Annotated in this window: 25 protein-coding genes; 23 read left to right on the plus strand and 2 right to left on the minus strand. The window is 38.2% G+C overall.

From position 1 onward, the window contains the following. Nucleotides 1–126 precede the first annotated feature (126 nt). Nucleotides 127–1,338 (minus strand): ROK family transcriptional regulator, encoded by a 1,212-nt coding sequence (locus tag MT489_RS08825; protein WP_244681177.1) that lies wholly within the window; start codon nucleotides 1,336–1,338, stop codon nucleotides 127–129. 146 nt (nucleotides 1,339–1,484) lie between these two features. On the opposite strand from MT489_RS08825, the gene MT489_RS08830 reads away from it, so the two are divergent. The 8 genes from MT489_RS08830 to MT489_RS08865 all read left to right on the plus strand — a co-directional run bounded on the left by MT489_RS08830 (nucleotide 1,485) and on the right by MT489_RS08865 (nucleotide 11,857). Continuing rightward, the gene (locus tag MT489_RS08830; protein WP_244681178.1) at nucleotides 1,485–2,657 is read left to right on the plus strand and encodes a galactokinase; all 1,173 of its coding nucleotides are present in this window, start codon (nucleotides 1,485–1,487) and stop codon (nucleotides 2,655–2,657) included. A gap of 27 nt (nucleotides 2,658–2,684) precedes the next feature. Further along, nucleotides 2,685–3,674 carry a UDP-glucose 4-epimerase GalE gene (galE, locus tag MT489_RS08835; RefSeq protein ID WP_244681179.1) on the plus strand — a complete coding sequence of 330 codons (990 nt, stop codon included), beginning with the start codon at nucleotides 2,685–2,687 and terminating at the stop codon, nucleotides 3,672–3,674. 303 nt (nucleotides 3,675–3,977) lie between these two features. Then, nucleotides 3,978–5,504 carry a UDP-glucose--hexose-1-phosphate uridylyltransferase gene (gene galT / locus MT489_RS08840; RefSeq protein WP_244681180.1) on the plus strand — a complete coding sequence of 509 codons (1,527 nt, stop codon included), beginning with the start codon at nucleotides 3,978–3,980 and terminating at the stop codon, nucleotides 5,502–5,504. Between the two features lie 283 nt (nucleotides 5,505–5,787). Next, a complete protein-coding gene (locus MT489_RS08845) occupies nucleotides 5,788–6,663 on the plus strand; it encodes an ROK family protein (RefSeq protein WP_244681181.1) in 876 nt (291 codons plus the stop codon). Between the two features lie 77 nt (nucleotides 6,664–6,740). Then, entirely contained in the window at nucleotides 6,741–8,162 is a 1,422-nt protein-coding gene (locus MT489_RS08850; protein WP_244681182.1) for a glycoside hydrolase family 32 protein, read from the plus strand. Nucleotides 8,163–8,439: 277 nt separating this feature from the next. Then, entirely contained in the window at nucleotides 8,440–9,696 is a 1,257-nt protein-coding gene (locus MT489_RS08855) for an ABC transporter substrate-binding protein (RefSeq protein WP_244681183.1), read from the plus strand. A 373-nt stretch (nucleotides 9,697–10,069) separates the two neighbouring features. Next, nucleotides 10,070–11,017: a carbohydrate ABC transporter permease gene (locus MT489_RS08860; protein ID WP_244681184.1), complete on the plus strand. Its 948-nt coding sequence runs from the start codon at nucleotides 10,070–10,072 to the stop codon at nucleotides 11,015–11,017. A gap of 21 nt (nucleotides 11,018–11,038) precedes the next feature. Next, entirely contained in the window at nucleotides 11,039–11,857 is an 819-nt protein-coding gene (locus MT489_RS08865) for a carbohydrate ABC transporter permease (RefSeq protein WP_244681185.1), read from the plus strand. 87 nt (nucleotides 11,858–11,944) lie between these two features. On the opposite strand, the gene MT489_RS08870 is transcribed toward MT489_RS08865, so the two are convergent. Further along, a complete protein-coding gene (locus tag MT489_RS08870) occupies nucleotides 11,945–12,586 on the minus strand; it encodes a YigZ family protein (protein WP_244681186.1) in 642 nt (213 codons plus the stop codon). Between the two features lie 287 nt (nucleotides 12,587–12,873). On the opposite strand from MT489_RS08870, the gene MT489_RS08875 reads away from it, so the two are divergent. From MT489_RS08875 to flgK, 15 genes are all read left to right on the plus strand, one after another. Then, entirely contained in the window at nucleotides 12,874–14,016 is a 1,143-nt protein-coding gene (locus MT489_RS08875; protein WP_244681187.1) for a sensor histidine kinase, read from the plus strand. Nucleotides 14,017–14,080: 64 nt separating this feature from the next. Beyond that, entirely contained in the window at nucleotides 14,081–14,761 is a 681-nt protein-coding gene (locus MT489_RS08880; protein WP_244681188.1) for a response regulator, read from the plus strand. 212 nt (nucleotides 14,762–14,973) lie between these two features. Beyond that, complete coding sequence (locus MT489_RS08885; RefSeq protein WP_244681189.1) at nucleotides 14,974–15,516, plus strand: transposase; 543 nt, start codon at nucleotides 14,974–14,976, stop codon at nucleotides 15,514–15,516. Nucleotides 15,517–15,709: 193 nt separating this feature from the next. Further along, nucleotides 15,710–16,552 (plus strand): DegV family protein, encoded by an 843-nt coding sequence (locus MT489_RS08890; protein ID WP_244681190.1) that lies wholly within the window; start codon nucleotides 15,710–15,712, stop codon nucleotides 16,550–16,552. A 372-nt stretch (nucleotides 16,553–16,924) separates the two neighbouring features. Further along, nucleotides 16,925–18,079 carry an ATP-dependent helicase ComFA gene (locus MT489_RS08895; protein WP_307416135.1) on the plus strand — a complete coding sequence of 385 codons (1,155 nt, stop codon included), beginning with the start codon at nucleotides 16,925–16,927 and terminating at the stop codon, nucleotides 18,077–18,079. Beyond that, a complete protein-coding gene (locus MT489_RS08900; RefSeq protein ID WP_244681192.1) occupies nucleotides 18,076–18,786 on the plus strand; it encodes a ComFC family protein in 711 nt (236 codons plus the stop codon). The genes MT489_RS08895 and MT489_RS08900 overlap by 4 nt, the downstream gene beginning before the upstream one ends. A gap of 60 nt (nucleotides 18,787–18,846) precedes the next feature. Next, nucleotides 18,847–19,251 carry a TIGR03826 family flagellar region protein gene (locus MT489_RS08905; protein ID WP_244681193.1) on the plus strand — a complete coding sequence of 135 codons (405 nt, stop codon included), beginning with the start codon at nucleotides 18,847–18,849 and terminating at the stop codon, nucleotides 19,249–19,251. A 125-nt stretch (nucleotides 19,252–19,376) separates the two neighbouring features. Beyond that, the gene (flgM, locus tag MT489_RS08910; protein WP_244681194.1) at nucleotides 19,377–19,634 is read left to right on the plus strand and encodes a flagellar biosynthesis anti-sigma factor FlgM; all 258 of its coding nucleotides are present in this window, start codon (nucleotides 19,377–19,379) and stop codon (nucleotides 19,632–19,634) included. 253 nt (nucleotides 19,635–19,887) lie between these two features. Then, the gene (locus MT489_RS08915; protein WP_244681195.1) at nucleotides 19,888–21,891 is read left to right on the plus strand and encodes a hypothetical protein; all 2,004 of its coding nucleotides are present in this window, start codon (nucleotides 19,888–19,890) and stop codon (nucleotides 21,889–21,891) included. Further along, nucleotides 21,888–22,184: an EscU/YscU/HrcU family type III secretion system export apparatus switch protein gene (locus MT489_RS08920; protein ID WP_244681196.1), complete on the plus strand. Its 297-nt coding sequence runs from the start codon at nucleotides 21,888–21,890 to the stop codon at nucleotides 22,182–22,184. The genes MT489_RS08915 and MT489_RS08920 overlap by 4 nt, the downstream gene beginning before the upstream one ends. Before the next feature lie 46 nt (nucleotides 22,185–22,230). Continuing rightward, entirely contained in the window at nucleotides 22,231–22,659 is a 429-nt protein-coding gene (gene fliS, locus MT489_RS08925) for a flagellar export chaperone FliS (protein ID WP_244681197.1), read from the plus strand. 21 nt (nucleotides 22,660–22,680) lie between these two features. After that, a complete protein-coding gene (locus MT489_RS08930) occupies nucleotides 22,681–23,496 on the plus strand; it encodes a flagellin N-terminal helical domain-containing protein (protein ID WP_244681198.1) in 816 nt (271 codons plus the stop codon). 268 nt (nucleotides 23,497–23,764) lie between these two features. After that, a complete protein-coding gene (locus tag MT489_RS08935; RefSeq protein WP_244681199.1) occupies nucleotides 23,765–24,202 on the plus strand; it encodes a YaaR family protein in 438 nt (145 codons plus the stop codon). A gap of 19 nt (nucleotides 24,203–24,221) precedes the next feature. Continuing rightward, a complete protein-coding gene (locus MT489_RS08940) occupies nucleotides 24,222–24,707 on the plus strand; it encodes a flagellar protein FlgN (protein WP_244681200.1) in 486 nt (161 codons plus the stop codon). A gap of 17 nt (nucleotides 24,708–24,724) precedes the next feature. Continuing rightward, complete coding sequence (flgK, locus tag MT489_RS08945; RefSeq protein WP_244681201.1) at nucleotides 24,725–26,200, plus strand: flagellar hook-associated protein FlgK; 1,476 nt, start codon at nucleotides 24,725–24,727, stop codon at nucleotides 26,198–26,200. Nucleotides 26,201–26,209 lie beyond the last annotated feature (9 nt).

The raw sequence follows: 26,209 nt of genomic DNA on the forward strand, positions 1-26,209 counted from the left end.
ATTAAAAAGAATAATTCTCGATGAACTCATTATTATGGATTCTGAGAAAGACACTTTAATAAAGAATACCGTAAAGAAAAATCAGATCTTTCTTTAACAAGAAATTTGCTCTGAAAATCCAGAACTTCAACCTACTACTGGAACATCACCTTCAAAAATTTCACCTAGAATAAGTGCGCAAGCCCCGATTGCAGTTCCATAAGCTCCTTGATTAGAGCAGTAAATTGGAGTTGCTTTTGCTTGACGGGTTAGACCTCTTTCAGAGATGGTTTCCTTGATTATAGGCAAAATAAAGGGACTAGCATTTGCAACCCCGCCTCCAATAATGATTTTTGACGGATTCAACATATGGATTAAATTTGTTAACCCAATTCCAATGTATACACCTGTTCCTTCTAAAATTTCTTTGGAGAGGGCATCCCCGGCAACGGCAGCCTCATATACTGTTTTTCCCTCAATTTTTTGAACATCACCTTCAACCATATTTAATAGAAGACTTTCGGGATATCGTTCGAGCTGATTTCTAGCCGCTTCACCAATAGCAGGTCCAGAAATAAGTGTTTGCCAACACCCAATATTCCCACAGGAACAAAGATTACCTTTTAAATCAACTGTCATATGGCCAATTTCTCCGGCTAAGTCGTACTTTCCGTGAAATATTTTTCCGTTTAATACAATGCCTGCACCAACACCGATTCCAATATTAACAGTCACGATGCTTTCGTCCTTTTTTTCTTCCATAAACCAATATTCTCCGAAAGCCATTGCTCTCACGTCATTATCTACTTTTACCGGAACATCGTACTCAGCTTCAAGCTCTTTTTTGATAGGGATATCTCTCAAATTCAATCCTGGCGCAAATAAACTTGAACCTGTCTCAACATCTACAGCACCATGCATTCCAACCCCTATGCCAATCACTTCTATTGTGTCGTGATTAGATGTAAGATGATTAATTGTCCGCTTAATTAAAGTGAGTAAATCTTCATTTGAAATAGGTTTGGGAATGAGGGTTTGCGTTTTATCGATAGTTTTTCCGGATAAATCAATAAGAATAGCACGAATCTTTTTCGCTCCAACATCCAATCCTATAATATAGAAGCGATCACTGTTGATAACTAATAATGTTGGTTTTCTCCCGCCAATGGACTCACCTTGCTCGCTTTCTATCACAAGTTCTTTCTCAATCAATTCACTGACAAGACTACTGACGGTCGGTGGAGTCAATTTGGTTTCTTTCGCAATTTGAGCGCGGGAAATCGGTCCATCTGTACGTATTTTATTTAAAATAATCGTTCGATTTAATGATTTCATCCATTGAAAGCTACCTTTTTTCATTGAAAAAGCACTTCCTTAATTTAGAATATAATTGTTGCAAAACAGTTATTCTTATAATACCATATAAGTAAATTAAATTAATTAACAAAGTGTTTTTTAAATGCAATTTTTTAAAGCAATCCATCAAAAATACGAGGTGACAGGTCATGGAAAAAAAGAAAGAATTACGTGAAAAGTTTACCGAAATATTCGGTGACAATGGAGAGATTCGTACGTTTTTTGCCCCTGGTAGGGTAAACTTGATTGGTGAACATACCGATTATAATGGCGGGCATGTTTTTCCATGTGCACTTGATGTAGGAACAACAGTATTGGCTAGGAAAAGAGAAGATAAAGTCCTTCGTTTTTATTCAATGAATTTTCCTGATGCTGGTGTGATTGAAGCACAATTAGATAGTCTTTTATATAAGAAAGAAGATGATTGGGCTAATTATCCGAAAGGTGTGGTGGATGTTTTCCAAAAAGAAGGGAAAAGCATTCCGACAGGACTTGATTTATTATTTTACGGGAATATCCCTAACGGAGCAGGACTATCTTCATCTGCTTCAATAGAACTTGCAACAGGTGTCATGCTGAATGAAGTTTTTAATTTAAATATTGATCGTGTACAAATCGTAAAATATGCTCAAAAAGCTGAAAACGAGTTTGTCGGTGTAAACTGTGGAATTATGGACCAATTTGCTTGCGGAATGGGTAAAGAAGGGCATGCTATCTTACTTGATTGCCAAACTTTGGAATATACATACAGTCCGCTCCAATTATCCGATCACGTTTTAGTTATTGCTAATACGAATAAGCGCAGAGGTTTGGCGGATTCAAAATATAATGAACGTCGCTCTGAATGTGAGAGAGCCCTTGAACAATTGCAAAAAGAACTTGATATTCAATCTCTTGGCGATTTAACTGTAGATGAATTTGAAGCACATAAATATTTGATTGAAAACGAAACAGATCGCAAACGTGCAAAACATGCAGTATCCGAGAATGCACGTACGTTAGTTGCTGTTGAAAAATTAAACGAAGGTGATCTTGAAGCATTCGGAAAATTAATGAATGCATCTCATTTATCCCTTATGAAAGATTATGAAGTGACTGGCAAAGAATTGGATGCTCTTGTTGAAGCAGCTTGGAATGAGGATGTGTTAGGCGCAAGAATGACAGGAGCGGGATTCGGTGGCTGTACGATTAATCTTGTCAACAAAGAAAAGCTTGACGATTTTATAAAAAATGTTGGAGAAGTGTATGAAGAAGCTACTGGCTTAAAAGCTGATTTTTATGTAGTGGGAATTGGCGACGGAGCTAAAGAAATCGTTGAGTGAAGCATTATACATTAAGGAGGAGTTAGGATGGCGATACTAGTTTGCGGTGGTGCAGGATATATTGGGAGTCACGCAGTTGCAGAATTACTTGCGCGTGGGGAAGAAGTAGTTGTAGTCGATAATTTACAAAAGGGCCATTCAGCAGCTTTGTCAGAAGGGGCTGTATTTTATGACGGTGATTTGCGTGATGAACCATTTCTAGATCGTATTTTTAACGAAAATAAAATTGATGCAATTATGCATTTTGCTGCAGATTCTTTAGTTGGTGAGAGTGTTCAAAAGCCTCTTCAATATTACGACAATAATGTAGGCGGCGCTATTTCTCTCGTCAAAGCAATGAACAAATACAATGTAAAAAATATCGTTTTCTCATCAACTGCAGCTGTATATGGAGAGCCAGAAGAAATTCCGATTGTCGAATCAGCTATTACAAACCCAACAAATCCATATGGCGAAACGAAACTTGCAGTGGAAAAAATGTTGAAATGGTGCGAGTCAGCATATGGCATTCGCTACGTCGTTCTACGTTATTTTAATGTAGCTGGTGCACATACGAACGGAATCATTGGGGAAGATCACAATCCTGAAACGCACTTAATTCCAATTGTTTTGGAAGCAGCTCTAGGAAAACGAGATGAAATTGCTATTTTTGGCGATGATTACGATACTCCGGATGGAACATGTATCCGTGACTATATTCATGTAATGGATTTAGTAGACGCTCATATTTTAGCAATTGAAAAGCTACGGAAAACGGGTGAAAGTGGAACGTACAATTTGGGTAACGGAAATGGTTTTAGCGTAAAGGAAGTCATAGAAACTGCACGAAAAGTAACTGGGAAAGAAATTCTAGAAAAAGTATCTCCAAGACGCGCGGGTGACCCTGCAAAACTCGTAGCTTCATCGGAAAAAGCGAAAAAAGAATTAGGCTGGAAACCTCAACATCATTCTCTTGAATCTATGATTGAAAGTGCCTGGACGTGGTTCCAAAAGAATCCGAATGGGTATGTGGAGTAATTTGACTTTGGGAGATGTAATCTCGTTTGATATGGGCCAATTCCCATTCGAGGTGTTTAAATTCTCTTTCGAATGAGCTAATTCCCGTTCAAGGTGTTCGTTCGGGTGATAGCAATTCCCGTTTGAGGTGTTTCAATTCTCGTTCGAGTGATGCCAATTCCGGTTCAAGATGTTGCAATTCCCGTATGAGTGAAGGCAATCGCCGTTAATGTTGCTTCAATTCCCGTACGAGAATTCAATTTTCTTATACTCCCATACGGAGCTCAAAAATATGAAAAATACCAAAACGAAAGGGGCGACAGCATGTTAATATATGAAGCTTTGGAAGAGCTAATTCAATATGGATTGAAAAAGAGACTGATTGAAACGTGGGATGTTGATTTTGTAAGGAATGATTTACTTGCCACGTTAAGTCTTGAGGAATGGAAATCCGTTGAAGTGAAAGCTCCGGACGATAATTCGCCCGTTAGAATTCTTGCCACTATTTTAGATTGGGCAGCGGAAAATGGGAAGCTGCCTCATAATACGGTGACCTTTCGTGATTTACTCGATACTGAATTGATGGGAGCATTTATTGCTCGTCCATCAACGATCATTCATACATTTTATGATATTTATAAAAGAGAGGGAGCCGAGGCGGCAACTAGTTATTTTTATCAACTAGCCCAAGATTCTCATTACATTCGAACAGACAGAGTGGCAAAAAATGAGCATTGGTTTTCACAGACTCCTTATGGAAATCTTGAAATCACGATTAACTTATCGAAGCCTGAAAAGGATCCAGTGGCAATTGCTGCAAACAAAAATAAACAAGAATCTACAGAGTATCCGAAATGTTTGCTCTGTAAAGAAAATGTGGGATATGCTGGACGGGTAGATCATCCAGCAAGGCAAAACCACCGAATTATTCCTGTTGATTTAAATGGTGAAGAATGGTTTTTACAATTCTCCCCATACGTTTACTATAATGAGCATGCGATTGTATTTTCGGGTGAGCACCGTCCAATGAAAATTTCGAAAGCTGGCTTTGAAAGACTACTTTCTTTTGCTGAACAATTCCCTCATTATTTTATTGGTTCGAATGCTGATATTCCAATTGTAGGCGGATCTATATTAAGCCACGACCATTTCCAAGGCGGAAATCATGTTTTTCCAATGGCTAAAGCAGAAATGGAAAACACTTTTACTTTTCCAGGATATGAAGAAGTAGAAGCAGGAATCGTGCACTGGCCGATGTCGGTTATCCGTTTGCGTGGAAAGGATCGCAATCAAATTGCAGATCTTGCAGCCTTTATTTTGAATTCGTGGAAATATTATAGTGACCCGGAAGTAGAAATTCATGCTTCGAGCGGCTCTGAACCGCATAATACGGTAACACCAATCGTCCGCATGGTAAATGGATATTTTGAATTCGATGTTGTATTAAGAAATAATCGTACAAATGATGAGCATCCATTAGGTATTTTCCATCCACATAATGAAGTTCATCATATTAAAAAAGAAAACATCGGATTGATTGAAGTAATGGGCTTGGCTGTTTTGCCAGGACGGCTAAAAGAAGAGCTTCAGCTCGTTGGGGATTACTTAGTAAAACCCGATTATAAAACTTCGCTATATGAGGATGAGATAACAAACAAACATGCCGATTGGGCGTGCAAGGTCCTTGAAGCTCATCCTAAACTGAATGAAAATAATGTTCACGATATTTTACGTGAAGAGGTTGGCCGTGTCTTCTCTACTGTTCTTGAACATGCTGGTGTGTTTAAAAGAACTCCAGAAGGTCAGGCAGCTTTTAAAAAGTTTATTGAGCATATGATAAAAAATTCTTGAGTCAGTTTAAAAGCTTGCTTCAGACTGCTGACAAACACTTGCTTTCTCCAGTGCTTGCCTTCCTGTGGTGCCAATTACTGAGTATGGCAACTCCGATTCTCGGAAGGCTTCGCGCTTAGAAAGACAAACGTTTCTACTAGTCTGAATGTAATTAAAAATGAATTTGTCTACGCATAGGAGTCAGCTAAAAAGCTGGCTTTTTATTTTGCAAAATTAATAAATTTTCTCTTGCTATATGATAGACTAAAGTGGAAAAGAATTATATAGGATGGAGTGTTAGTTGATGCTCGGAGCAATTGAAGCTGGCGGTACGAAGTTTGTTTGTGCGGTCGGAAAAGAAGATGGAACAATCATTGAACGAATAAAAATCGACACGTTAACGCCGGAACAAACGATGCCAGAAGTGATAGATTTTTTTAAGCGGCATAAAGTGAAAGCGCTTGGAATTGGTTCTTTTGGTCCTGTTGATATTGATCAAAATAGTCCAACATACGGAAATATAACATCAACCCCAAAACCAGGTTGGACAAATTATCCTTTTTTGAAAACAATGAAAGAAGCTTTACACATACCGATCGAGTTTAATACCGATGTTAATGTGGCCGCACTTGGGGAAATGATGCAAGGGGCTGCTCAAGGTTTTGATAGTTGTTTATACATAACAGTTGGGACAGGGATTGGGGCTGGAGCAGTAGTACAAGGGAATTTGCTTCAAGGGCTATCTCATCCTGAAATGGGGCATGTTTTAGTAAAGAGACATCCTGATGATACTTTTGAAGGATTTTGTCCTTATCATAAGGATTGTTTAGAAGGAATGGCAGCAGGTCCAGCGATTGAAAAACGCTGGGGGCAAAAAGGACATGAGCTTCAGAATAAACAAGAAGTATGGGAAATTGAAGCCTACTATCTTGCCCAAGCACTCATGCAATACATTTTAACTATTTCACCTAAAAAAATCATTATGGGCGGGGGAGTAATGAAGCAAGCGCAAATTTTCCCCCTCATCCGTAAACAAGTTCAGGAATTATTAAATGGGTATGTTCCTCTACCGCAAATCACAGAACATATCGAAGACTATATTGTCCCACCTGCACTAGGGGACGATGCAGGTATTACCGGTGCGTTAATGCTAGCAAAGCGGGCTTTGGAAAAGGAATAAAAATGAACAACACAGCATAATTTTCTCTCTCGGAAGATTGTGCTGTTTTTTTTTAAAATCAGTAAGGAGTGGAAAGTATGTATCGCGAAAAATGGAGGCCACAGCTTCATTTTAGTCCGAAAGAAAAGTGGATGAACGACCCAAATGGCTTAGTTTATCATGATGGCGAATATCATTTGTTTTTTCAACATCACCCTCATAGTAAAGTATGGGGACCGATGCATTGGGGACAAGCAGTAAGTACGGATCTGTTACATTGGGAAGAATTGCCGATCGCTCTTTACCCTGACGATTTAGGACAAATATTTTCTGGAAGTGCAGTTGTTGATAAACATAATACAAGTGGATTAAAAAATTCGAATGAAGATGTAATGGTGGCGATTTTTACTCACCATGGCGAGGATAATGAAAAACAGAGTATTGCTTATTCAAATGATCGGGGAAGGACTTGGACAAAATATGAAGGAAACCCTGTTATTTCAAACCCGGGGTTAAAAGATTTTCGAGATCCGAAAGTATTCTGGCATAAAAAGTCGAACAAATGGATAATGTCTCTCGCATGTGGCAATCATATTCGTTTCTATCATTCTCCTAATCTCCTAGACTGGAGTTATCTATCTTCGTTTGGTGAAGAGTATGGTTCTCACCGGGGCGTGTGGGAATGTCCGGATTTAATAGAGCTATCAGTTGAAGGATGCGATGAAAAGAAATGGGGACTGATTGTCAGTGTCAACCCAGGAGGACCGAATGGAGGCTCTGCTGTTCAGTACTTTGTAGGAGATTTTAATGGAGAAAGCTTCACTTGTGAGGATGATAAAAAGATGGTTAAATGGGCAGATTTCGGACGAGATTTCTATGCTGCTGTTACTTGGAGCAATATAGATGAACCGATTTGGATAGGATGGATGAGTAATTGGCAATACGCAAATGAAGTGCCGACTGATCCATTTAGAAGTGCGATGTCAATCCCTAGAAAATTATCTTTGCGAAATCAAGACAATACGTATATTCTTGTTCAAAATCCTATTGATTTAAAAAGTTTATTGGGTGAAACTATTGCTCATTATGAAAAAGTGACAGTCCAACCTGGTATAGCAAAAAATTTGAATGTTAGCATTCCGCTTCATATCAAAGGGGAAGTAAAAGAATTTGATCGTGAAACCTCTTCTTTGAAAGTCACATTAATAGGAGAGAAGGATGAGGTCGAAATACTTTTCGATCGTAAAAGCTCTGAGTTAAATATTGATAGACGAAAAAGTGGTAATGTTTCTTTTTCGGAAGAATTTCCAAGTGTCGATACAATGCCATTGCAAGAAATCTATGACTTTGAAATTATAATAGATTGTGCTTCCATAGAGATATTTTTAAATGGAGGAAGTTCTGTGATGACTGAAATATTATTCCCGAATGAAGATTATACTTCGCTTCAGGTTTCTGTTAAGGACGGGAATGCAACTTTAAAGAATGTTTCGGTATACAAGCTTAATTCTATTTGGTGATTATCATTTTAAGGTTATGAGAGACGTTTATGACCAGAGCGGTTAATAGACGTTTTTTTGTCGAATAAGGTGATAATTTTGTTTAAATTGAATACTGGGAAGTATCAGATATTTCAATTGACAAATAATCCAAACTTTTCTATGATTCTTAAAAGGCGATAATGATTTTATAAAATATCTATTATCGTTTTTCCAGCTAGAATCTTTACTCATCTTTGTGCAAACGCTTTCCAGTTTTAGGGGTACACTTAAAAAAAGAAAACGGGGTGCAAAAAGTATGACAAAGAGAAAAGTATTTAGTTTTTTGGCAATCATCATGTTAGTGCTTTCAATGGTTGGTTGCAGCAAGTCATCGTCTGGTGACAAAGACGGAAAAGTCACACTTACATTATGGTATTGGAACCGATCAATTGATGATGAGTTGATTAAAAAGGTAAATGAGCAGTTCCCGGATATTAAGATTAACGCTCAAAAAATTGATGGCGGCGAATACAAGACAAAGCTGCAAACAGCCTTAACAACTGGGACAGGTGCCCCTGATATTGTCGGCTTAAACGACTGGGTAACTGAATTCCTTCCGAATCATGATAAGTTTGTAAATCTATTAGACTATGGTGCGGATAAGATAAAAGGTGATTACTTAGAGTGGAAATGGAACTTTGGATTAACACCAGATCAAAAGAACCTAATTGCTCTACCAATGGACACAGGTCCTACGGCGTTATTTTATCGTGAAGATCTATTTGCAGAAGCTGGTTTACCTACGGATCCAGAAGAGGTATCCAAGGAACTAGCAACTTGGGATGATTATATTACTGCAGGTGAGAAATTACAGGCGGCTACTGGCGTAAAAATGTTTGATACGTTAAACAGGGTTTATACCCAATCCTTGAGTCAAGGAGACAAAGCATATTTTGATGAGAAAGATAATTTTATAGGTGATTCAGGTAATATTAAAGCATCTTGGGATAGAGCGATAACTATTCATAAAAAAGGTTTATCAGCTAACCTTGATGATGAAACAGAATGGAATGCAGGTATGAATAATGGTCAAGTAGCATCGTTTATTGGTGCTGTTTGGATGAAAAACATTTTAAAGGATGCTGCACCTGATACTGCAGGTAAATGGAGAATTGCTAGAGCTCCTGGTGGAGATGGAAACAACGGTGGATCTTTTATTGGGATATTAAAAAGCTCTAAGCATCCAGAAGAGGCATATAAAGTAATCGAATGGATGATGAATCCTGAAAATCAACTTCAATCTTATGTGACGATGGATTTATTCCCGTCTACTCCAAGTATTTTTGAAGATGAGAAAATGAGCAATCCAGAAGAATTTTTCGGAAATCAAGAAACGACAAAAGTATTTACAGAATCAGCTAAAAATGTAAAGCCTAGATACTTTGGAGTCGATTATTCGAGAGTAAATTCTATTTATACTGAGACATTAACAGATATTGCAAAATCAAATAAAGATCCTGATAAAGCTTGGAACGAAGTATTAGATAAAGTAAAGAAAGAGCTTAATAGATAATAGAGGATATTAAAAAAGACCGGTAAAAATGACACTTCGATGCTTCTAGTTTGGCTTGTTTCTCCGCTACTCATGTATTAGGAAAAAGAGTCTTCTGCTAAAATCGCCCACGTCCTGTGGGCAACACAGAAGTCAGCAAATCCTGTGCAGTCCGTTGCTCGAAACCGCCGCCTTGAACTTCCGAAGCACATGATGTGCTAGAGTCGACGTTGCTAACAGAACGTCAGCGCCTTTAGCCGACTGGTCCTTTTTATCCTCCATTTTGAACACGCACTAATAGAATAAGGAATCAGACGGGGAAACTCATCTGATTCCTTATCATACTAAAGCGACTGTTTTTTCAACGAAAAGATGTTGAAAAGGAGAGGATGTTATGGAACAGCCAATAAAGCCACAAGAAACAGTAAGTAATTCAATTGAAATCACTTCAAAGACAAGCCTTTGGAAGGAAATATACAAAAATAGGGCCCTATATTTATTTATATCGCCCTTTTACATATTATTTATTATTTTTGGTTTGTTTCCTATTATATTTTCATTATATTTATCGTTCCAGAAATGGGACGGGATTGGGCAAATGGAGTTTGTCGGATTGCGCCAATTTAAGTATTTATTATCCGATTCAATGTTCTGGCAGGCAGTTGGAAATACCTTTATTATTTGGTTTATTTCTACGATTCCAATGCTTTGTGGAGCATTGGTCATTGCCTTTCTACTAAATGCACCATTTGTCAAAGCCAAAGGTTTCTATCGATCCGCATATTTCATTACAAATGTTACCTCGATTGTAGCTGTTACTATTATTTTTAAATCCATTTTTGGAAATCAGTATGGGTTATTGAATTATATATTAACTGTTATTGGCCTGGAGCCTGTTAAATGGCTGGATTCTACTTTCCTAGTAAAAGTAGTTATCGCTTCGATGGTCGTTTGGAGATGGACAGGATACAACGCCATCATTTATTTAGCTGGGTTGCAAGCCATTCCTACTGACTTATATGAAGCGGCAAAAATTGACGGTGCCAATACAAGACAACAATTTTTCCATATTACGATTCCTCTATTAAGGCCGGTTATCCTTTTTACAATTCTGATGACAACAATCGGATCTATGCAATTATTTACAGAGCCGCAAGTATTGCTTGGTAATTCCGGTGGTGTAGGAGGTGCTGGGATGACAATTACTCTTTATATGTACAAACAAGGATTTGTTGACAATCAATTTGGATACGCTGCTGTCGTATCTTGGGCGTTGTTCGTCATCATTGCATTATTCTCATTAGTTAACTGGAAAATTTTTGATAAAGCTGGAGCCAGATAAGACTAGAAAGGATGGATTTTTATGAGAATAAAGTCAATAATATTACATGTTTTATTATTGATTGGGGTTGGAATATCCATTTTTCCGTTTTACTGGCTTGCGGTAATGTCAACCAATAAAACGAGTGATATTTTAAGGTTTCCCCCTAAGCTTATTTTCGGTTCAGAGTTGATCACGAACCTTACAAATGTATTTAACAATGTAGATTTTTTCCAAGCATTTTTAAATACATTGTTTGTTACAGTTGTCCAAGTCATTTGTGTATTGTTTTTTTGTTCCCTCGCTGGATTTACTTTTGCAAAATTTCAGTTCCCAGGTAAAACATGGCTTTTTGGAGCATTGCTCGTAACAATGATGATTCCTTCCCAGCTTTCCTTTATCCCGTCCTATATTATTATTTCGAAATTAGGATGGGTTGGAACGTATAAAGCGCTAATTGTTCCTGGTCTAGCGAATGCCTTCGGAATCTTCTGGGTAAGGCAATTTTCTCAGGAAGCGATCAATGATAGTTTGTTAGATGCTGGTAGACTCGATGGATGCAGCCACTTTCGGTTATATTGGAATGTTGGATTACCCATACTGCGACCAGCTTTAGCGTTCTTAGGGATTTTTTCTTTTATCGGAGTATGGAATGATTATTTATGGCCCTTAATCGTGTTGAATGACCCTGCACGATACACATTGCAATTAACTTTATCCCAATTGAATGGTATTTACACAACAGATTACGGAATGGTTATGGCGGGCACATTGTTGGCAACCTTACCATTGATCATCATGTTCCTATTCGTAAGCAGACAATTTATTTCAGGAATTGCCGCAGGAGCTGTGAAGGATTGAAAAAGACCCCCTGGTTTGGTACTGCACCCCAAAAGTTAGAGTGAAAATCTAACTTTTGGGGTCATCACCTTTCAGGGGGTTAACTTGTTATCTAGGAGGCATATCCACCTCAAGATATAATTTTTCACCTTCAAGAATTTCGGCCTGTCCATTCGTCATGTCGATGATCCACTCACTAAAATCTTTTACTGCTGAATCATCAACGTACACTTCGATCTCAACTTGATCGGAGTAATGGATTTCTTTTAGGTGATAAACAGATGATCTTAGTTCATTTTCAAGCTTTCCTAACCAAGAATAGTCTGCCTCGACATGCATATTGGTCATTAATTTTCGTTCAACCACTCCAACTGCGTTAAGCCCTTCAGTTGTTGATTTTCCATATGCACGTATTAAACCACCGGCACCAAGTTTAATGCCACCAAAATACCTGGTTACAACAACGACGGTATCTTTTAAATCCCGTTTTTTTAGTACTTCAAGGATTGGAACTCCAGCTGTTCCACTAGGTTCCCCGTCGTCATTCGCTTTTTGAATTTGATTGTGCTCTCCAATTAGGTATGCGGAGCAATTATGATTAGCATTCCAATGTTTCTTTTTTATTTCCTGAATAAATTGTTGAGCTGCTTCTTCTGTTTCGACACGGCTTACATGCGCAATGAATCGAGATTTTTGGATAATAATTTCATGTTCGCCCTGTTTTTTTACAGTAAAATAGTGCGGAAGCAATGTACCCGCTCCTCTCCACAAAGTAAATGTAAGAAAAACTTAATGTGTAACAAAAGTATACATGATATAATAAGGAAATAGAATCATATCAACTTTTTAAGAGATTTTTCATAGGTCTTTTTATCTGTAGGTTGGGTTAAAAGCCCTATACGCAAGTAGTTAATATGAAAACATTCCGGTAATTTAGAATTATTTTTATAGAAAATTGACTTCAAAAATAGTTGAATTATGCAAATTAATGTAAAATTAATTTAATGCGCAAAGGGGGGTATCCCCAGAGGAAAGAGATGGCACTAAGAAAATTAGATATTAAAGCTTTAGATTTTATAGTAGAACAAATGATAGAAACCGTCGATAAAAGTAAAGACGAGATATTTCGAATCGGTGAGCAGTGTCGACAAGAACATGATTCTTTAATAGCCGAATTGAAAGAGATAAAAGAGCAAGTCAAACATGTAATTACTGAGGGTGATGAGCTCGAAATAAAAGCGAGACTTGCGAGAAAAAGGCTTTCAGAGGTTAGTAAAAATTTTCGTGCATACAGTGAAAAAGAAGTTCGAGAAGTGTACGAAAATGCCCACGATTTGCAAACGAGACATACAATCAATAATCAGTTTGAAAAGCAATTGCGACTTAGAAGAGATGATTTAGAAAGAAGACTTCTAGGTTTGCAAGAAACAATTGATCGTGCCGAAACGCTCGTCTCACAAATTACAATTATCTCAAACTATCTTGTTAGTGATATAAAGGATATAGGCGAAGTTTTGGAAGATGCAAAAATGAAGCAAGACTTCGGACTTCGGATTATTGAAGCACAAGAAGAAGAAAGAAAACGTATTTCTCGTGAAATCCATGATGGTCCTGCACAATTGTTAGCTAATGTTCTTATCAGGTCCGACTTGGCTGAAAAGGTTCATAAAGAATTTGGACCAGAACAGTCGTTACTTGAAATTCGTAGTTTAAAAGAAATGATTCGCGCGGCACTATATGAAGTTCGTCGCATCATATATGATTTACGCCCAATGGTGTTAGATGATTTAGGGTTAATCCCCACTTTAAAAAGGTATTTAGCGACCATTGAGGAATATAACAAAGTAGTAAAATTGGACTTTGTCCATATTGGTGAGGATAAGAGGCTTCCATCTAAATATGAGGTTGCGCTTTTCCGACTCATTCAGGAATCAGTTCAAAATGCACTAAAACATTCAAAAGCTAGCAATATTACAGTGAAATTTGAAAGAAGACATGATAGTGTATTTGTTATTGTTAAAGACAATGGCATTGGATTCAATCCCGATGAAAAGAGAAACGATTCGTTTGGCTTAATTGGCATGAAGGAGCGAATTGTAATTCTTGAAGGGGTTCTTACAATCGATTCCAGCCCTGTTACTGGAACTGCCATTAAAATGCAAATTCCATTATTGGATTAATGCAATGAAGCTTTGAAAACTATTGAAAATATGCTAAATATAGAGGCATGAGGGGGAATTATTAGTGTCAACGAAAATCGTAATTATTGATGATCATCAATTATTTCGTGAAGGAGTAAAGCGTATCCTTGAGTTCGAAAAATCCTTTACAGTAGTAGCAGAAGGTGAAGATGGTTCCGATGCTGTTGAACTTGTGCAAAAATATTCACCAGATGTAGTGCTTCTAGACATCAATATGAAGATGACAAATGGCATCGAAGCAACACGCCAATTGTTAGAGGCGTATCCAGAAACAAAAGCAATGATTCTATCTATTCATGACGATGAAGCTTATGTCACACATGCATTAAAAACAGGAGCTTCAGGCTACATGCTTAAAGAAATGGACTCCGATGAGCTGATAGAAGCTGTTAAAATTGTAGCAGACGGTGGTTCATACATACATCCTAAAGTTACTCATAAACTAATTGGTGAGTATAGAAGACTAGCAAATCAAAATAATAGCGGAAGCGGATACCAACAACCTGAGGTACAAATCCCACTCCATTTATTAACTAGCAGAGAGTGTGAAGTGCTGCAGTTACTCGCTGACGGAAAAAGCAACCGTGGAATAGGCGAAGCCCTTTTCATCAGTGAAAAGACAGTCAAAAACCACGTCAGCAACATCCTGCAAAAAATGAACGTTAACGACCGTACTCAAGCCGTCGTTACAGCCATTAAAAATGGTTGGGTAGAAGTTCGCTAAATAGAAGCTTTTTTGGAAGAAACTGTTCAAACAATGTTTGGACGGTTTTTTTCTTTTAGGGGGGACAGTCCCCATGGGGACAGGTTCAAAAGGGACAGGTCTAGATGCAAAAAAAGATGCAATTTCATAGATTATACTAAAATAAAAGGAATTTAGTATATTTTGTCGAAGTAAACATAGTATCTTGAAATAGAATTTGAAAGGATGATTCAATGGCTAGAAAAAGAAGGGAATGGATACCAGGTGATACTTTGCATATTATGAGCAGAGGAAATCGAAAAGAGGCACTTTTTTACGATGATGAGGATAGATATTATTATTTAGAAATGTTGGCGAAGGCTAAGAAAAAATATCCTTTTTATCTCCATTCCTACTGTTTAATGAATAACCACATACATCTTCTTATCGAAACCACTCATATCCCTCCAGGAAAAATTATTCACACAACACATGCTTCCTATGCAAGATATTTCAATAATCGTTACAACTTAGTTGGCCACGTTTTTCAAGGGCGTTATATTAGTAAAAGAATTAAGGATGCAGCCCATTTTCTTTACGTAAGCCGGTATATTCATCGAAATCCTCTTGAAGCAAACATTGTTATAGATCTAAGAGATTACATTTGGAGTAGTTATCCAATGTATATTAATGAAAAAAAGAATTCTCTAGTTACAAAAGAAAAGATTCTCCAATTTTATCCTTCCAATCCAATAAAAAACTATCGCTATTATGTTGAAGCACAACTAGACTATTAAATTCCTAGCTACTTATTATTTTTTTATTGAGCACATTTCAGTAGACACAGATGGGGACAGGCGTTTTCAGCCCGTCCCCAATGAACCCGTCCCCAATGAACCCGTCCCCCCACTACGAAATGCCTCTTTTCAAAAGTAGTTTAATTGGATAGAATGAAGAGAAGAAATATGGTAGTCAGTGAGGTTGATATTATTGAAGACGGTAGTTGTAACCGATAGTACTTCATACATACCGAAACATATAAGAGAAAATTTGAATATACATATGATTCCATTGAGTGTTGTCATAAATGGTGAAACATATCGAGAAGAGATTGATATTTCTGCTAGTGACTTTTACGACGAAGTTAGAAATGGGCAAAGGCTTCCAACGACGACTCAGCCACCTATTGGAGAGTTTGAAGAATTGTACAATGAGCTCTCTAAGGAATACGATGCTATTATTAGCATTCATCTATCTAGCGGGATTAGCGGGACGTTTCAAGGAGCGGTGGCAGCGGCTGATATGCTAGAAGGTGCCAAGGTGTACCCGTATGATTCGGAAATTAGCTGTATGGCTCAAGGTTTTTATGTACTAGCTGCCGCCACAATGGCACAAAATGGTAAGAATCCGGAAGAAATACTAGCTCGCTTGGATGATCTTAAAGCGTCCATGAGAGCGTACTTTATGGTAGATGATCTTTCTCATTTGCAGCGCGGCGGAAGGCTTTCGAGCGCGCAAGCTTTAATTGGCAGCCTTTTAAACATTAAGCCTATCCTACATTTTGTAGACAAAGTCATTGTACCGTTTGAAAAAATCCGTACGCGTAAGAAAGCAATGAAGCGAATTGAAGAATTGCTTGACGAAGATGCTCGTAAAGGGCAACCGCTCCAAGCAACGATTATTCATGCCAATCGTGTTGAAGAAGCGGCTAGCTGGAAAAAAGAATTGTCTGCGCTTTATCCTCATGTCGACTTTACAATTAGCTATTTTGGCCCTGTCATTGGCACCCATCTTGGCGAAGGTGCTATGGGGCTTTGCTGGACGAAAAAATAACAGTGGGTGGTTTTCCTTCCCACTGTTTTTATAGGAAAAATTAAATATCCTCGAGGTGATATGATGAAAAATTTCTCCGAAGAACTCCAACTCTTCCTCTCCGGACGCTCCCTTCTTGCTTCTGAAATTCCTTTCCCTCTCAAAGAACTGGACAAGCAAATCTCCATGGGCAAAATGAAAACCAAACCTGGCATAGTCAAAAAAATTAATAAATGGCGTTGTAATCGTTGTGCAAATTCTACGCAAAGACTGTTTGCGAATTACCCATGCGCTATTTGTCAAAATGAAAAAGGCTGTTTTTATTGCAGAAAATGCATAATGATGGGGCGAGTTTCTTCATGTACTCCTTTATACAGCTGGTGTGGACCTCTTGTGGGACACAAATCAAAAGCCTCAATCTACATTCCGCATAACAAATTCAAACGAAAGTACTCACCCTCTTCCAAAATTCCAAATATATTCCGTCACTCATACCTTTCCTGGAACGGAGAACTTTCTCCAGGTCAAAAAGTTGCCTCACAATCAGCTATCCAAGCTGTAAAAACAAAAAACGATATCCTGATTTGGGCGGTTTGCGGTGCTGGAAAAACAGAAGTACTTTTTGAAGCGATTGATCAAGCCTTGCTTTCAGGACAACGGGTTTGCATAGCCACACCTAGAACGGATGTCGTATTAGAGCTCGCCCCTCGTTTTAAAAAAGTTTTTCCACAAACAAAAGTCGCAGCATTATATGGTGGATCCGACGACCGCCATGTTTATGCCCCGCTTACGATTTCAACAACACATCAACTCATGCGTTTTGACAGTGCCTTCGATGTTATGATTGTCGACGAGGTCGATGCATTTCCATATTCCTTTGATGAGAGCTTGCAATGGGCTGTTGAAAAATCTACAAAACTATCAGCTGCTCGAATCTTTCTAACCGCGACCCCGAGTGAAAAATGGCAATTAGAGTGCAAATATGGAAAACGGAACCATGTGAAGATTCCAGCTAGATACCATCGAAAGCCATTGCCAGTACCCAATTTTAAATGGTGCGGCGATTGGAAGAAACGATTTGAAAAAGGAAGAATCCCCAAAAATGTTGAAGCCTGGGTAAAGAAAAGAATCGACTCGGATAAGCAGGCGCTCGTTTTTTTGCCCGATATTAAACTAATGGAAATAGCTCTCCCGCTTTTTCAAAAACTCCATCCTGAAATTGTATCAGTTCATGCAGAGGACCCAAACAGAAAAGAAAAAGTTGAAAATATGAGGCGCAAAGAGATTCCAATATTACTTACAACCACAATTTTAGAACGTGGGGTGACATTCCCAAATATCGACGTGGCAGTTGTTGGCGCTGAAGATGATATTTTTACGGAAGCCGCCCTTGTTCAAATATCCGGTCGTGTTGGTCGCAGTTCAGAGTTTCCTACTGGGAATATCACTTTTTTTCACCATGGGCGAACGAAAGCGATGATCCGCGCACTTATTCATATAGATCAAATGAATAAAGAAGCATTGAAAAAGGAGATGATCGACGTATGACAAATTATTGCCTTTACTGTGATGCACTGTTAATGCATGATATGGATTGGATCAAAATCATTTTTCCAAAAAAAGAGTCTCCGCTATGCCAAGAATGTAGAGAAAAGCTTGAACCAATCAACGAGGAACTTTGTATAATTTGCTCGAGGCCATTAAAAGAACTGGATTCTAAATTTGTTACACAACATACATGTTTAGATTGTGTTCGGTGGGAGCAGGACCCAAGATGGAAAGGGACGCTGGATAAAAACGAATCAATCTATGTTTATAATCATTTTTTAAAAGAACTCATTGCACGGTTCAAATTCCGTGGTGACTATGAGTTGGCCAAAATATTTTCCCCGGAAATAACCGCCAAATTAAAATCCCTCGAACATGATATCCTCGTAGCTATCCCACTTAGTAATGAACGTCTAAAAGAACGCGGCTTCAATCAGTCAGAAGCACTAGCCCGTGAAACAGGATTTGTTACATGGGACATACTCTTACGGACTCACTCAGAAAAACAGTCAAAAAAATCTCGAGAAGAGCGAGTTTCCCAACAACGAATATTCCAATTAAAACAACCGGCAAATATGATTCAAGGAAAAAATATTTTGCTTATTGATGACATATATACGACGGGCTCAACTCTCAGACAAGCGGCAAAAATATTGAAACAAGCTGGCGCTATAAAAGTCCAATCTTTGACTGTTGCCCGAGGTTAAAAAAACAATCATTGTGCCGATATAAATAATAAGAACGGCGAATGAAGGAGAGATTTTTCAATGGATTTATTGAATTGCCCAAACTGCGGCATGCTCTATATGAAAAATTCAGTTCGTGACGTATGTGATAAATGTTATCGTGAAGAAGAGGCACTTTTTGATAAAGTATATAATTTTTTACGAAAGCAAGAAAATAGAGCGTCAAGAATAGAAAGAGTTTCAGAAGTAACAGGTGCACCTGAAAAATTGTTATATAAATGGGTTAAACGCGGTCGTTTACATACGGCACATTTTCCTAACTTAGGTTATCCTTGTGATCGTTGTGGGAAAATAATTCGTGAAGGAAAACTTTGCGAGGAATGTACAACTGGCATCAAAGGAGAACTAGACATGTTCGACAAAGAACAGGAACGCCTTGAACAATTGCATAAATCCATATATTATGCACAAGATCGAAGAAGGTAGAAATTTGGTGAAAATATCCTGTTAAACTTTTTTTGAAGACCACCGATAATAAAAGTACAAGACAATAACAGCATAGTTAAAGCAAAATTGATACAGTCCTTGGATGTAAAGTTAGGAGGGACGATATGAAGATTAATCCTTTTAGACCTGTGGGAACGAATCCATATCAAAAGCAACTAAATAAAACTGAGAAACTGCCGGCAACCCCTAAAACAGATAAAGTGGAAATCTCTGCTGAAGCAAAAGAAATGCAGAAGCTTCCGTCTATTGTAAAAGAACGTGAATTACGCGTGGCAGAATTGAAAAATCAAGTGCAGAACGGCAACTATAAAGTGGATCTAAAGGAAGTTGCTGAGGGAATAGCAAAATTTTATAAATTATAAAATGGTGCTAGCTTGATTTGATAACATGTAGGAAACCATAAACGAAAAAACTAATAATAGCGATAAATCGAACGGATTCGAGCATTGCTCAAGGATGAGCAGCTAATAAAACGCGGTAAAAAAAGGGCCAGGCAATGGCTCTATTTGAAGCTGCCGTTTTGAAAAAACGAATCCGATGATGAGGGAATCTGCCCCAGAATTGGTGGGCAGATTCCCTTGTTTTTTACACCCGTTCTGAAAGGAGTTTAAGAATATGCAAATTCAGAATGATACGAAAGCGACTGTTTTTCCGCAAACGGATCTTTCTGTGAACCTCAAAGAAGGTGGTACTTATACCGCAACCGTTACGGAAAAACTTCCAAATAACGAAGCAATTGTACAAGTTAAAGGTCAGGACATGCATGTAAAGTTTGAGGGGAATGTGCCTGATGCTGGAAAAATAACATTACAAGTAACAGATATGGGGCAGAATCTTCCAATAGTAAAAGCTGTTGCAGCCCAAACGGCTCCTTCAGTTGATAAAGGAGCGGCAGGTTTACCATTGCCTGAAAATATAAGGCAAGCAATACAGGTGCTCAACCAATACCATATTCCGATTAGTAGAGAGACGTTGAAAAACATTAGAGCATACATAGAAAAAGGTCCTGGCACACCTGAACAAAAACTAGAAACGATAATCAATATGGCTAAGAAGCAACTTGATTTTACTCCCCAGCAAATAAAAGCAGTACATGAAGCGTTGCATGGGCGTTCACTTGGAGAAGTTTTGAATGAACTTGTAAAGGAAATGGACCCCGAATTTAAAGTGCAAAATCCTTCTATTTTTAGAAGTGAGGCTACACTAGAATTTCATCAAACTGGACAGACTCAAGTTAGTGGTTCTTCTAATGCGCTTCAAGTCGCACTCCAGGAAGCATTGAAACAAGTAAAGACTTCTCCAAACTTATCTATGGTTTTGCAGTTTATGAAAGGGAAGCAGGAACTACTGGAAACAGTCCACCATGCAGTAGAGAGGGCAGAGCAGCTGCACGCTTCAGGCAGGGAGTTAGCTGCAAGGCAGGAGCTGGCAACAGCTTTAATAAATTTTGTGGAAAATGAACCACCTGAAAAAGAAGCAGAATTTGCTTATAGAATAAGCAATGAAATTATAGCAACAATTCCCGTACAATCTAGAGATTTGATCGTTACGACTATCACTAAGAAATTATCTCAAGCAGCTATAGATTTTAAAAATATCAAACGAGATATTACGAATACGCTGCGAGTGGCGGAAAATCTTATAAAACAAGCACCGGTGCAAGTAAGACAGCCACTTGAGGCAGTTATTAAGCAGCTTGATAATGCAATTTTAAAAAGCGACTTTATGTTATACACCGATATGGGAACGGAAAAAAAGCTAATGCAAGCAAGTTCTCAGCTTCATGAAGCTCGAAAACTTCTTGGAAAAGGTGAGTTTTCAAAAGCGAGTGAGATCGTTCATCAAGTAAGGGATACAGTTGATAAATTGATTTTCCAACCATCTGACCAACGTGTGAAGCATTTCGTTTCAAAAGAGTTGTTAAACTTAGAAAGGCAGCCACTCGAAAAGGAAATCCTGCGGGCATTTAATGAGCCTTATCAAACATTAAGACAGGAACCAGGTGCACGACATGCGCTTGAGTATATTAGAAGATTAGGAATAACATATGACTCAGATATTGCTCATCGCCTTGTTTCCGGAGATGGATCAGGTACGGATGCAGAAGCATCTTTAAAAAATAGTTTATTAAGATTGATTCAAGCTGAAGGTAATAATCCAAGGGTCGAGCAAGCTTTAAATAATCTTACAGGACAACAGCTCATGAGCAAGACCGATAACTCTGGACTACAAACGATGTTATTCACACTTCCTATCATTCTTCGCGACCAGTTGGAGAACGTTAAAGTATTTTTAAAATCCAATCAGTCAAAACAAAAGATTGATTGGGAAAACTGTAGTTTATACTTTTTACTAGAAACAAAGAGAATGGGAGATGTCGGTATTCAGCTGACGTCAATTGACAAAACTTTGTCCGTTACGGTAAAAAATGATCGTCTCGATTTTCAAAATAAAATGGAACCTTTAGTAAAAACAGCAAAAGGAAGGCTCGAGGATATCGGCTATAAAATCGGTACAATACAATTTTCAAGGTTGACTCCTACCGAAAAAACAGAGGAACGCAAAGAACAGAGTAAAAACCCTAGTTTTACAGAAAGAGGGTATGATTTTTCAGTATGAGACATGAGTATTTTAATCAAAAAAATCGACTAATGAAAAATGGACCGTCCGCGGCTGTTATTCGTTACGATGAATCAAATGACAGTGCTCCTCAAGTTGTTGCACACGGAACAGGTGCCGTTGCTACAAAAATTATGGCTCTTGCGAAAGAACATGGTATTGCGATGCAAGAGGATGCCAGTTTAGTAGGACACTTGCTAGATATTGATCTTGGAGACAATGTTCCACCACAGCTTTACTCTGTTATTGCGGAAATTTTACTTTTACTTGAGGAAATGGACAGAAACTATTAAAAAATGCTCGAAATATCCGATATGTAATATGAACGGAGGCAGGATAATGGATTTTTTAACAAAAGAATTAATCTATCAAAAGACACCACAACAACTTACTGCATTCCTATACGAAGTGTGCATTGATCATCTAAAAGAAGCGATTGAATGCATAGAGACAAAAAATTATCCAGAAGCGAATACGAAGCTTCAAAAAGTAAACGACATTTTAGAGCGTCTTGGAGTTGGCTTGAATTACGAGGCAGGAATTATAGCTGACCAACTTGATACGCTTTATAACTATATGGCAAACCAGGTAATAATGGGCAACTTGAAAAAAGACATTCCGATCTTGCAGGAAGTGTTAAGCATTGTAGAGCAGCTAGCCAGTGCCTGGAATGAAGCGATGAATACGGAAAACACAGACGGACAGCGCGAGCTCTTCCGAAAAACGAGCGCATATGAAAAAAACGTCATGGTGGCGAAACGCGATTAATTGATGAAGGGGAAGAAAAATATGAGAATCAATCATAATATCCAAGCGTTAAATGCATATAGAAACCTATCCCAAACAATGGGAAGCACTTCAAAAAGCTTAGAAAAGCTTTCATCAGGTCTTCGCATCAATCGTGCTGCTGACGATGCTGCAGGACTAGCAATCTCTGAAAAAATGCGTTCACAAATTCGAGGACTTGGAATGGCAGAGAGAAATGCACTAGATGCAGTATCTTTGATCCAAACGGCAGAAGGTGCCTTAAACGAAACTCATGCTATTCTACAGAGAATGCGTGAACTGAGTGTTCAGGCATCGAATGGAACGTTGGAGGATAAAGACCGTCAGTCCGTACAATTAGAAATTGATGAGCTAATAAAAGAAGTGGATAGAATTGCCCAAAAAACGCAATTTAATGAGAAAAAATTATTAGACGGAACGAATGCTGCCGGTTTTGTATTTCAAATTGGTGCAAATAATGGAGATTCGCTTACTGTTGCATTAGGCAATATGTCGGCTAGCAGTTTAGGCATCAGTAGTGTCAATGTATCGACATCGACAGGTGCTAGTACAGCTATCGGTACTTTAGACACAGCAATAGGCAAAGTCTCCGAACAACGTGCAAAACTAGGAGCCTACCAAAACCGTCTAGAACATACAGTGACAAATTTGCAAACTGCTAACGAAAACTTAACAGCTGCAGAATCACGTATTCGCGACCTTGACATGGCTCTTGAAATGACGAACTTTACTCGAAATAATATATTGAACCAAGCGGGACAAGCAATGTTGGCACAAGCTAATCAGTTGCCGCAAGGAATTTTACAGTTATTGCAATAATGGTTTATTTTCCAGCCTTCCATAAATGGAGGGCTGGGCTTTCAACAGTAAAGAATTGAATATCGGTAATAATCCATTCGAATGCAGTTGTAGCAGGATGATATTCGGTAGTAAACAACTCATAAACTAAATTTATCTATCCTTAATCGGTAATAAGTAATCTTATCTTGGATGTACTCTATCTAATATTGCTAGTAACATAACCACAATCAATAGTAAACTATCATTATTGGTTGTAAAACAAGAATCAAAATCCGGAGTGATCTTCATGGAAGTGCGCAGGGTCGAAAAAACAGGAATCAATAGTGTGCAGAAGAAAGAACAGCAAGCAACGGAATCTGTAAGATTTTCAGAAGTAATGGCAAAAGGACGAGAAAATATTGTCTATGAAAGAATGACAAAGCTTCGTCAGGATATCGAAGCGCAAGGCCAGAAACTTGCTAAATCGCAAACAATAGAAGATTTTAAAAAATATAAACAGCTCGTCAAATCTTTTATGGAAGATGCCGTGAAAAATGGACTTCAGCTAGAAGAACAGCGTGGTCTCGATTGGCGCGGCCGTACAAAAGTGTACAAAATCGTAAAAGAAGTAGACAAAAAGCTAATAGATTTGGCAAATACTGTCCTTGACAAAGAAGAAAAAGGACTTCAAATTCTTAGCCTTGTCGGTGAAATTCAAGGACTGCTTATCAATATTTACACATAAAGAGGAGGGACCTCATACCATGTCGGTCCAGCTACTCATAGAATCGATGGAAAAGCTGCTTAGCTTACACCTAGAACTACATAAAGCAGCATTGGAAAAAACAGAAGCCATTAAAACAAATGACATAAAAAGTTTGGACAAGTTGCTACGTGAAGAACAGAAGCTCGCCACTTCTATCCAAATTACAGAAAACAAAAGACAGCAAGCAACAGCTATTTTAACAAATGGCGATAAAGCAACGACAATCTCGCAAATTATTCAGCAACTCAAAGCCCCCAGCAAAGAAAAGCTTTCCGAACTACAAGGAAAGCTAACTACTGTAATATCGGAGTTGCAAGAGACGAATGCACTGAATCAGCAACTACTCCAATATTCATTGCAATTTATTAACTTAAATCTTGATTTGCTAGCACCTGAACCGGAGTTGCCGAACTATACAAAAACACAAAATGAATTAAATGAAAATACAAATACAGGTCGATCTGTATTTGATTCGAAAGCATAGATAAAGGAGGACAGGCAATGCGTTCAACATTTATGGGGCTAGAAACAGCGAAGCGCGGTATGTATACACAACAAAGTGCGATATACGTAACTGGCCATAATATCTCTAATGCAAACACACCTGGTTATACCCGCCAACGAGTTAACTTTGAACAAACGACACCATATCCTGCAGCCTCGTTGAACCGTCCGCAAATACCTGGACAATTAGGGACAGGGGTGAAAGACGGAACAATTCAACGAATTCGCGATAGATTAGTTGATGAACAATTTCGTGGTGAAAACAATCAATTTGGGTTTTATGAATCTCTTGCTCAGTCAATTTCAAAAATTGAAGACGTGATGAATGAACCGAGTGATAACGGATTATCAAAAGCAATGGCTCAATTTTGGCAATCGTTACAGGATTTAAGTACAAATCCTGAGAACGAAGGAGCGAGAAGAGTTGTCATTCAACGTGGAACTGCTGTGGTGGAGACGTTTCAATACTTATCCCGTTCCTTAACGACACTTCGTAATGACACGAAAAAAGAATTAGATGCGACAGTACGGGAAATCAATAATCTTGCTACTCAAATTGCTTCTATAAATAAGCAAATTAGTGAGGTTGAGCCTCATGGTTATTTGCCGAATGATTTATATGATGAAAGAGATCGATTAATCGATCAACTTTCAAAGCTAGTTCCAATTGAAGCAACTGACATTCATTACGGTGGCAACTCATTAGCAATTGCTGAAGGTGGACGTAATATCTTTATTGTGGATGGTAAAGGCCAAAAAGTAAATCTTGTCCAAGGTAATGAAACAACAGAATTAATAGATATTGACGGTCTTTCTCTTCCAGAAGGAAAAGGCAAACTAGCTGCACTTATCTATGCATATGGAAACGAGGCAGACGGATCTGGTTTATATCCTGAATTTCTTGATGAACTTGATAAATATGCCTATTCATTCGCTCAAGTTTTTAACGCTGTCCATAAGCAGGGATTTGATTTAGTTGGAGATGAAGGAGTAGATTTCTTCTCTTTCACTGACACAAGCTCTTATAAAGGGGCAGCTAGTTCAATTCATGTTTCAATTACACTTCCTTTGCAAGTAGCAGCTTCTTCTGTAGCAAATGAAAAAGGGAACGGACAAAATGCGTTGGAATTAGGGAAAGTAAAAGATATTGTTATTTCCAATTCAACTGTAACCATTGGAGGGCAACCTTTAACTCTAGAAATTCCGTCAGGCACTTTGCAATCATTTTATGAAGGACTTATAGGAAAAATGGCTGTAAAAGGGCAACAAGCGAATCGTCTCTATTACAATACAGGGGTTCTTCTTAATTCAGTTGAAAATAATCGAAAATCAATCAGTGAAGTGTCACTTGACGAAGAATTCTCCAACTTAATTCAGTTCCAACATGCCTATGCAGCTTCTGCAAGAATGATTTCAGTCGTAGACGAAATGCTGGAAAAAATCATAAACGGCATGGGAATCGTAGGTAGATAAGGGGTGTAA

The organism is Lederbergia wuyishanensis, from assembly GCF_022900255.1.
Classification (GTDB): Bacteria; Bacillota; Bacilli; order Bacillales; family Bacillaceae_C; genus Lederbergia; species Lederbergia wuyishanensis.

Excerpts from the sequence above, each read along its gene's own strand:
- MT489_RS08825 (WP_244681177.1), bottom strand. The coding sequence starts at position 1,338 with ATGAAAAAAGGTAGCTTTCAATGGATGAAATCATTAAATCGAACGATT.
- MT489_RS08830 (WP_244681178.1), top strand. The coding sequence starts at position 1,485 with ATGGAAAAAAAGAAAGAATTACGTGAAAAGTTTACCGAAATATTCGGT.
- galE (WP_244681179.1), top strand. The coding sequence starts at position 2,685 with ATGGCGATACTAGTTTGCGGTGGTGCAGGATATATTGGGAGTCACGCA.
- galT (WP_244681180.1), top strand. The coding sequence starts at position 3,978 with ATGTTAATATATGAAGCTTTGGAAGAGCTAATTCAATATGGATTGAAA.
- MT489_RS08845 (WP_244681181.1), top strand. The coding sequence starts at position 5,788 with ATGCTCGGAGCAATTGAAGCTGGCGGTACGAAGTTTGTTTGTGCGGTC.
- MT489_RS08850 (WP_244681182.1), top strand. The coding sequence starts at position 6,741 with ATGTATCGCGAAAAATGGAGGCCACAGCTTCATTTTAGTCCGAAAGAA.
- MT489_RS08855 (WP_244681183.1), top strand. The coding sequence starts at position 8,440 with ATGACAAAGAGAAAAGTATTTAGTTTTTTGGCAATCATCATGTTAGTG.
- MT489_RS08860 (WP_244681184.1), top strand. The coding sequence starts at position 10,070 with ATGGAACAGCCAATAAAGCCACAAGAAACAGTAAGTAATTCAATTGAA.
- MT489_RS08865 (WP_244681185.1), top strand. The coding sequence starts at position 11,039 with ATGAGAATAAAGTCAATAATATTACATGTTTTATTATTGATTGGGGTT.
- MT489_RS08875 (WP_244681187.1), top strand. The coding sequence starts at position 12,874 with ATGGCACTAAGAAAATTAGATATTAAAGCTTTAGATTTTATAGTAGAA.
- MT489_RS08885 (WP_244681189.1), top strand. The coding sequence starts at position 14,974 with ATGGCTAGAAAAAGAAGGGAATGGATACCAGGTGATACTTTGCATATT.
- MT489_RS08900 (WP_244681192.1), top strand. The coding sequence starts at position 18,076 with ATGACAAATTATTGCCTTTACTGTGATGCACTGTTAATGCATGATATG.
- MT489_RS08905 (WP_244681193.1), top strand. The coding sequence starts at position 18,847 with ATGGATTTATTGAATTGCCCAAACTGCGGCATGCTCTATATGAAAAAT.
- flgM (WP_244681194.1), top strand. The coding sequence starts at position 19,377 with ATGAAGATTAATCCTTTTAGACCTGTGGGAACGAATCCATATCAAAAG.
- MT489_RS08915 (WP_244681195.1), top strand. The coding sequence starts at position 19,888 with ATGCAAATTCAGAATGATACGAAAGCGACTGTTTTTCCGCAAACGGAT.
- MT489_RS08920 (WP_244681196.1), top strand. The coding sequence starts at position 21,888 with ATGAGACATGAGTATTTTAATCAAAAAAATCGACTAATGAAAAATGGA.
- fliS (WP_244681197.1), top strand. The coding sequence starts at position 22,231 with ATGGATTTTTTAACAAAAGAATTAATCTATCAAAAGACACCACAACAA.
- MT489_RS08930 (WP_244681198.1), top strand. The coding sequence starts at position 22,681 with ATGAGAATCAATCATAATATCCAAGCGTTAAATGCATATAGAAACCTA.
- MT489_RS08935 (WP_244681199.1), top strand. The coding sequence starts at position 23,765 with ATGGAAGTGCGCAGGGTCGAAAAAACAGGAATCAATAGTGTGCAGAAG.
- MT489_RS08940 (WP_244681200.1), top strand. The coding sequence starts at position 24,222 with ATGTCGGTCCAGCTACTCATAGAATCGATGGAAAAGCTGCTTAGCTTA.
- flgK (WP_244681201.1), top strand. The coding sequence starts at position 24,725 with ATGCGTTCAACATTTATGGGGCTAGAAACAGCGAAGCGCGGTATGTAT.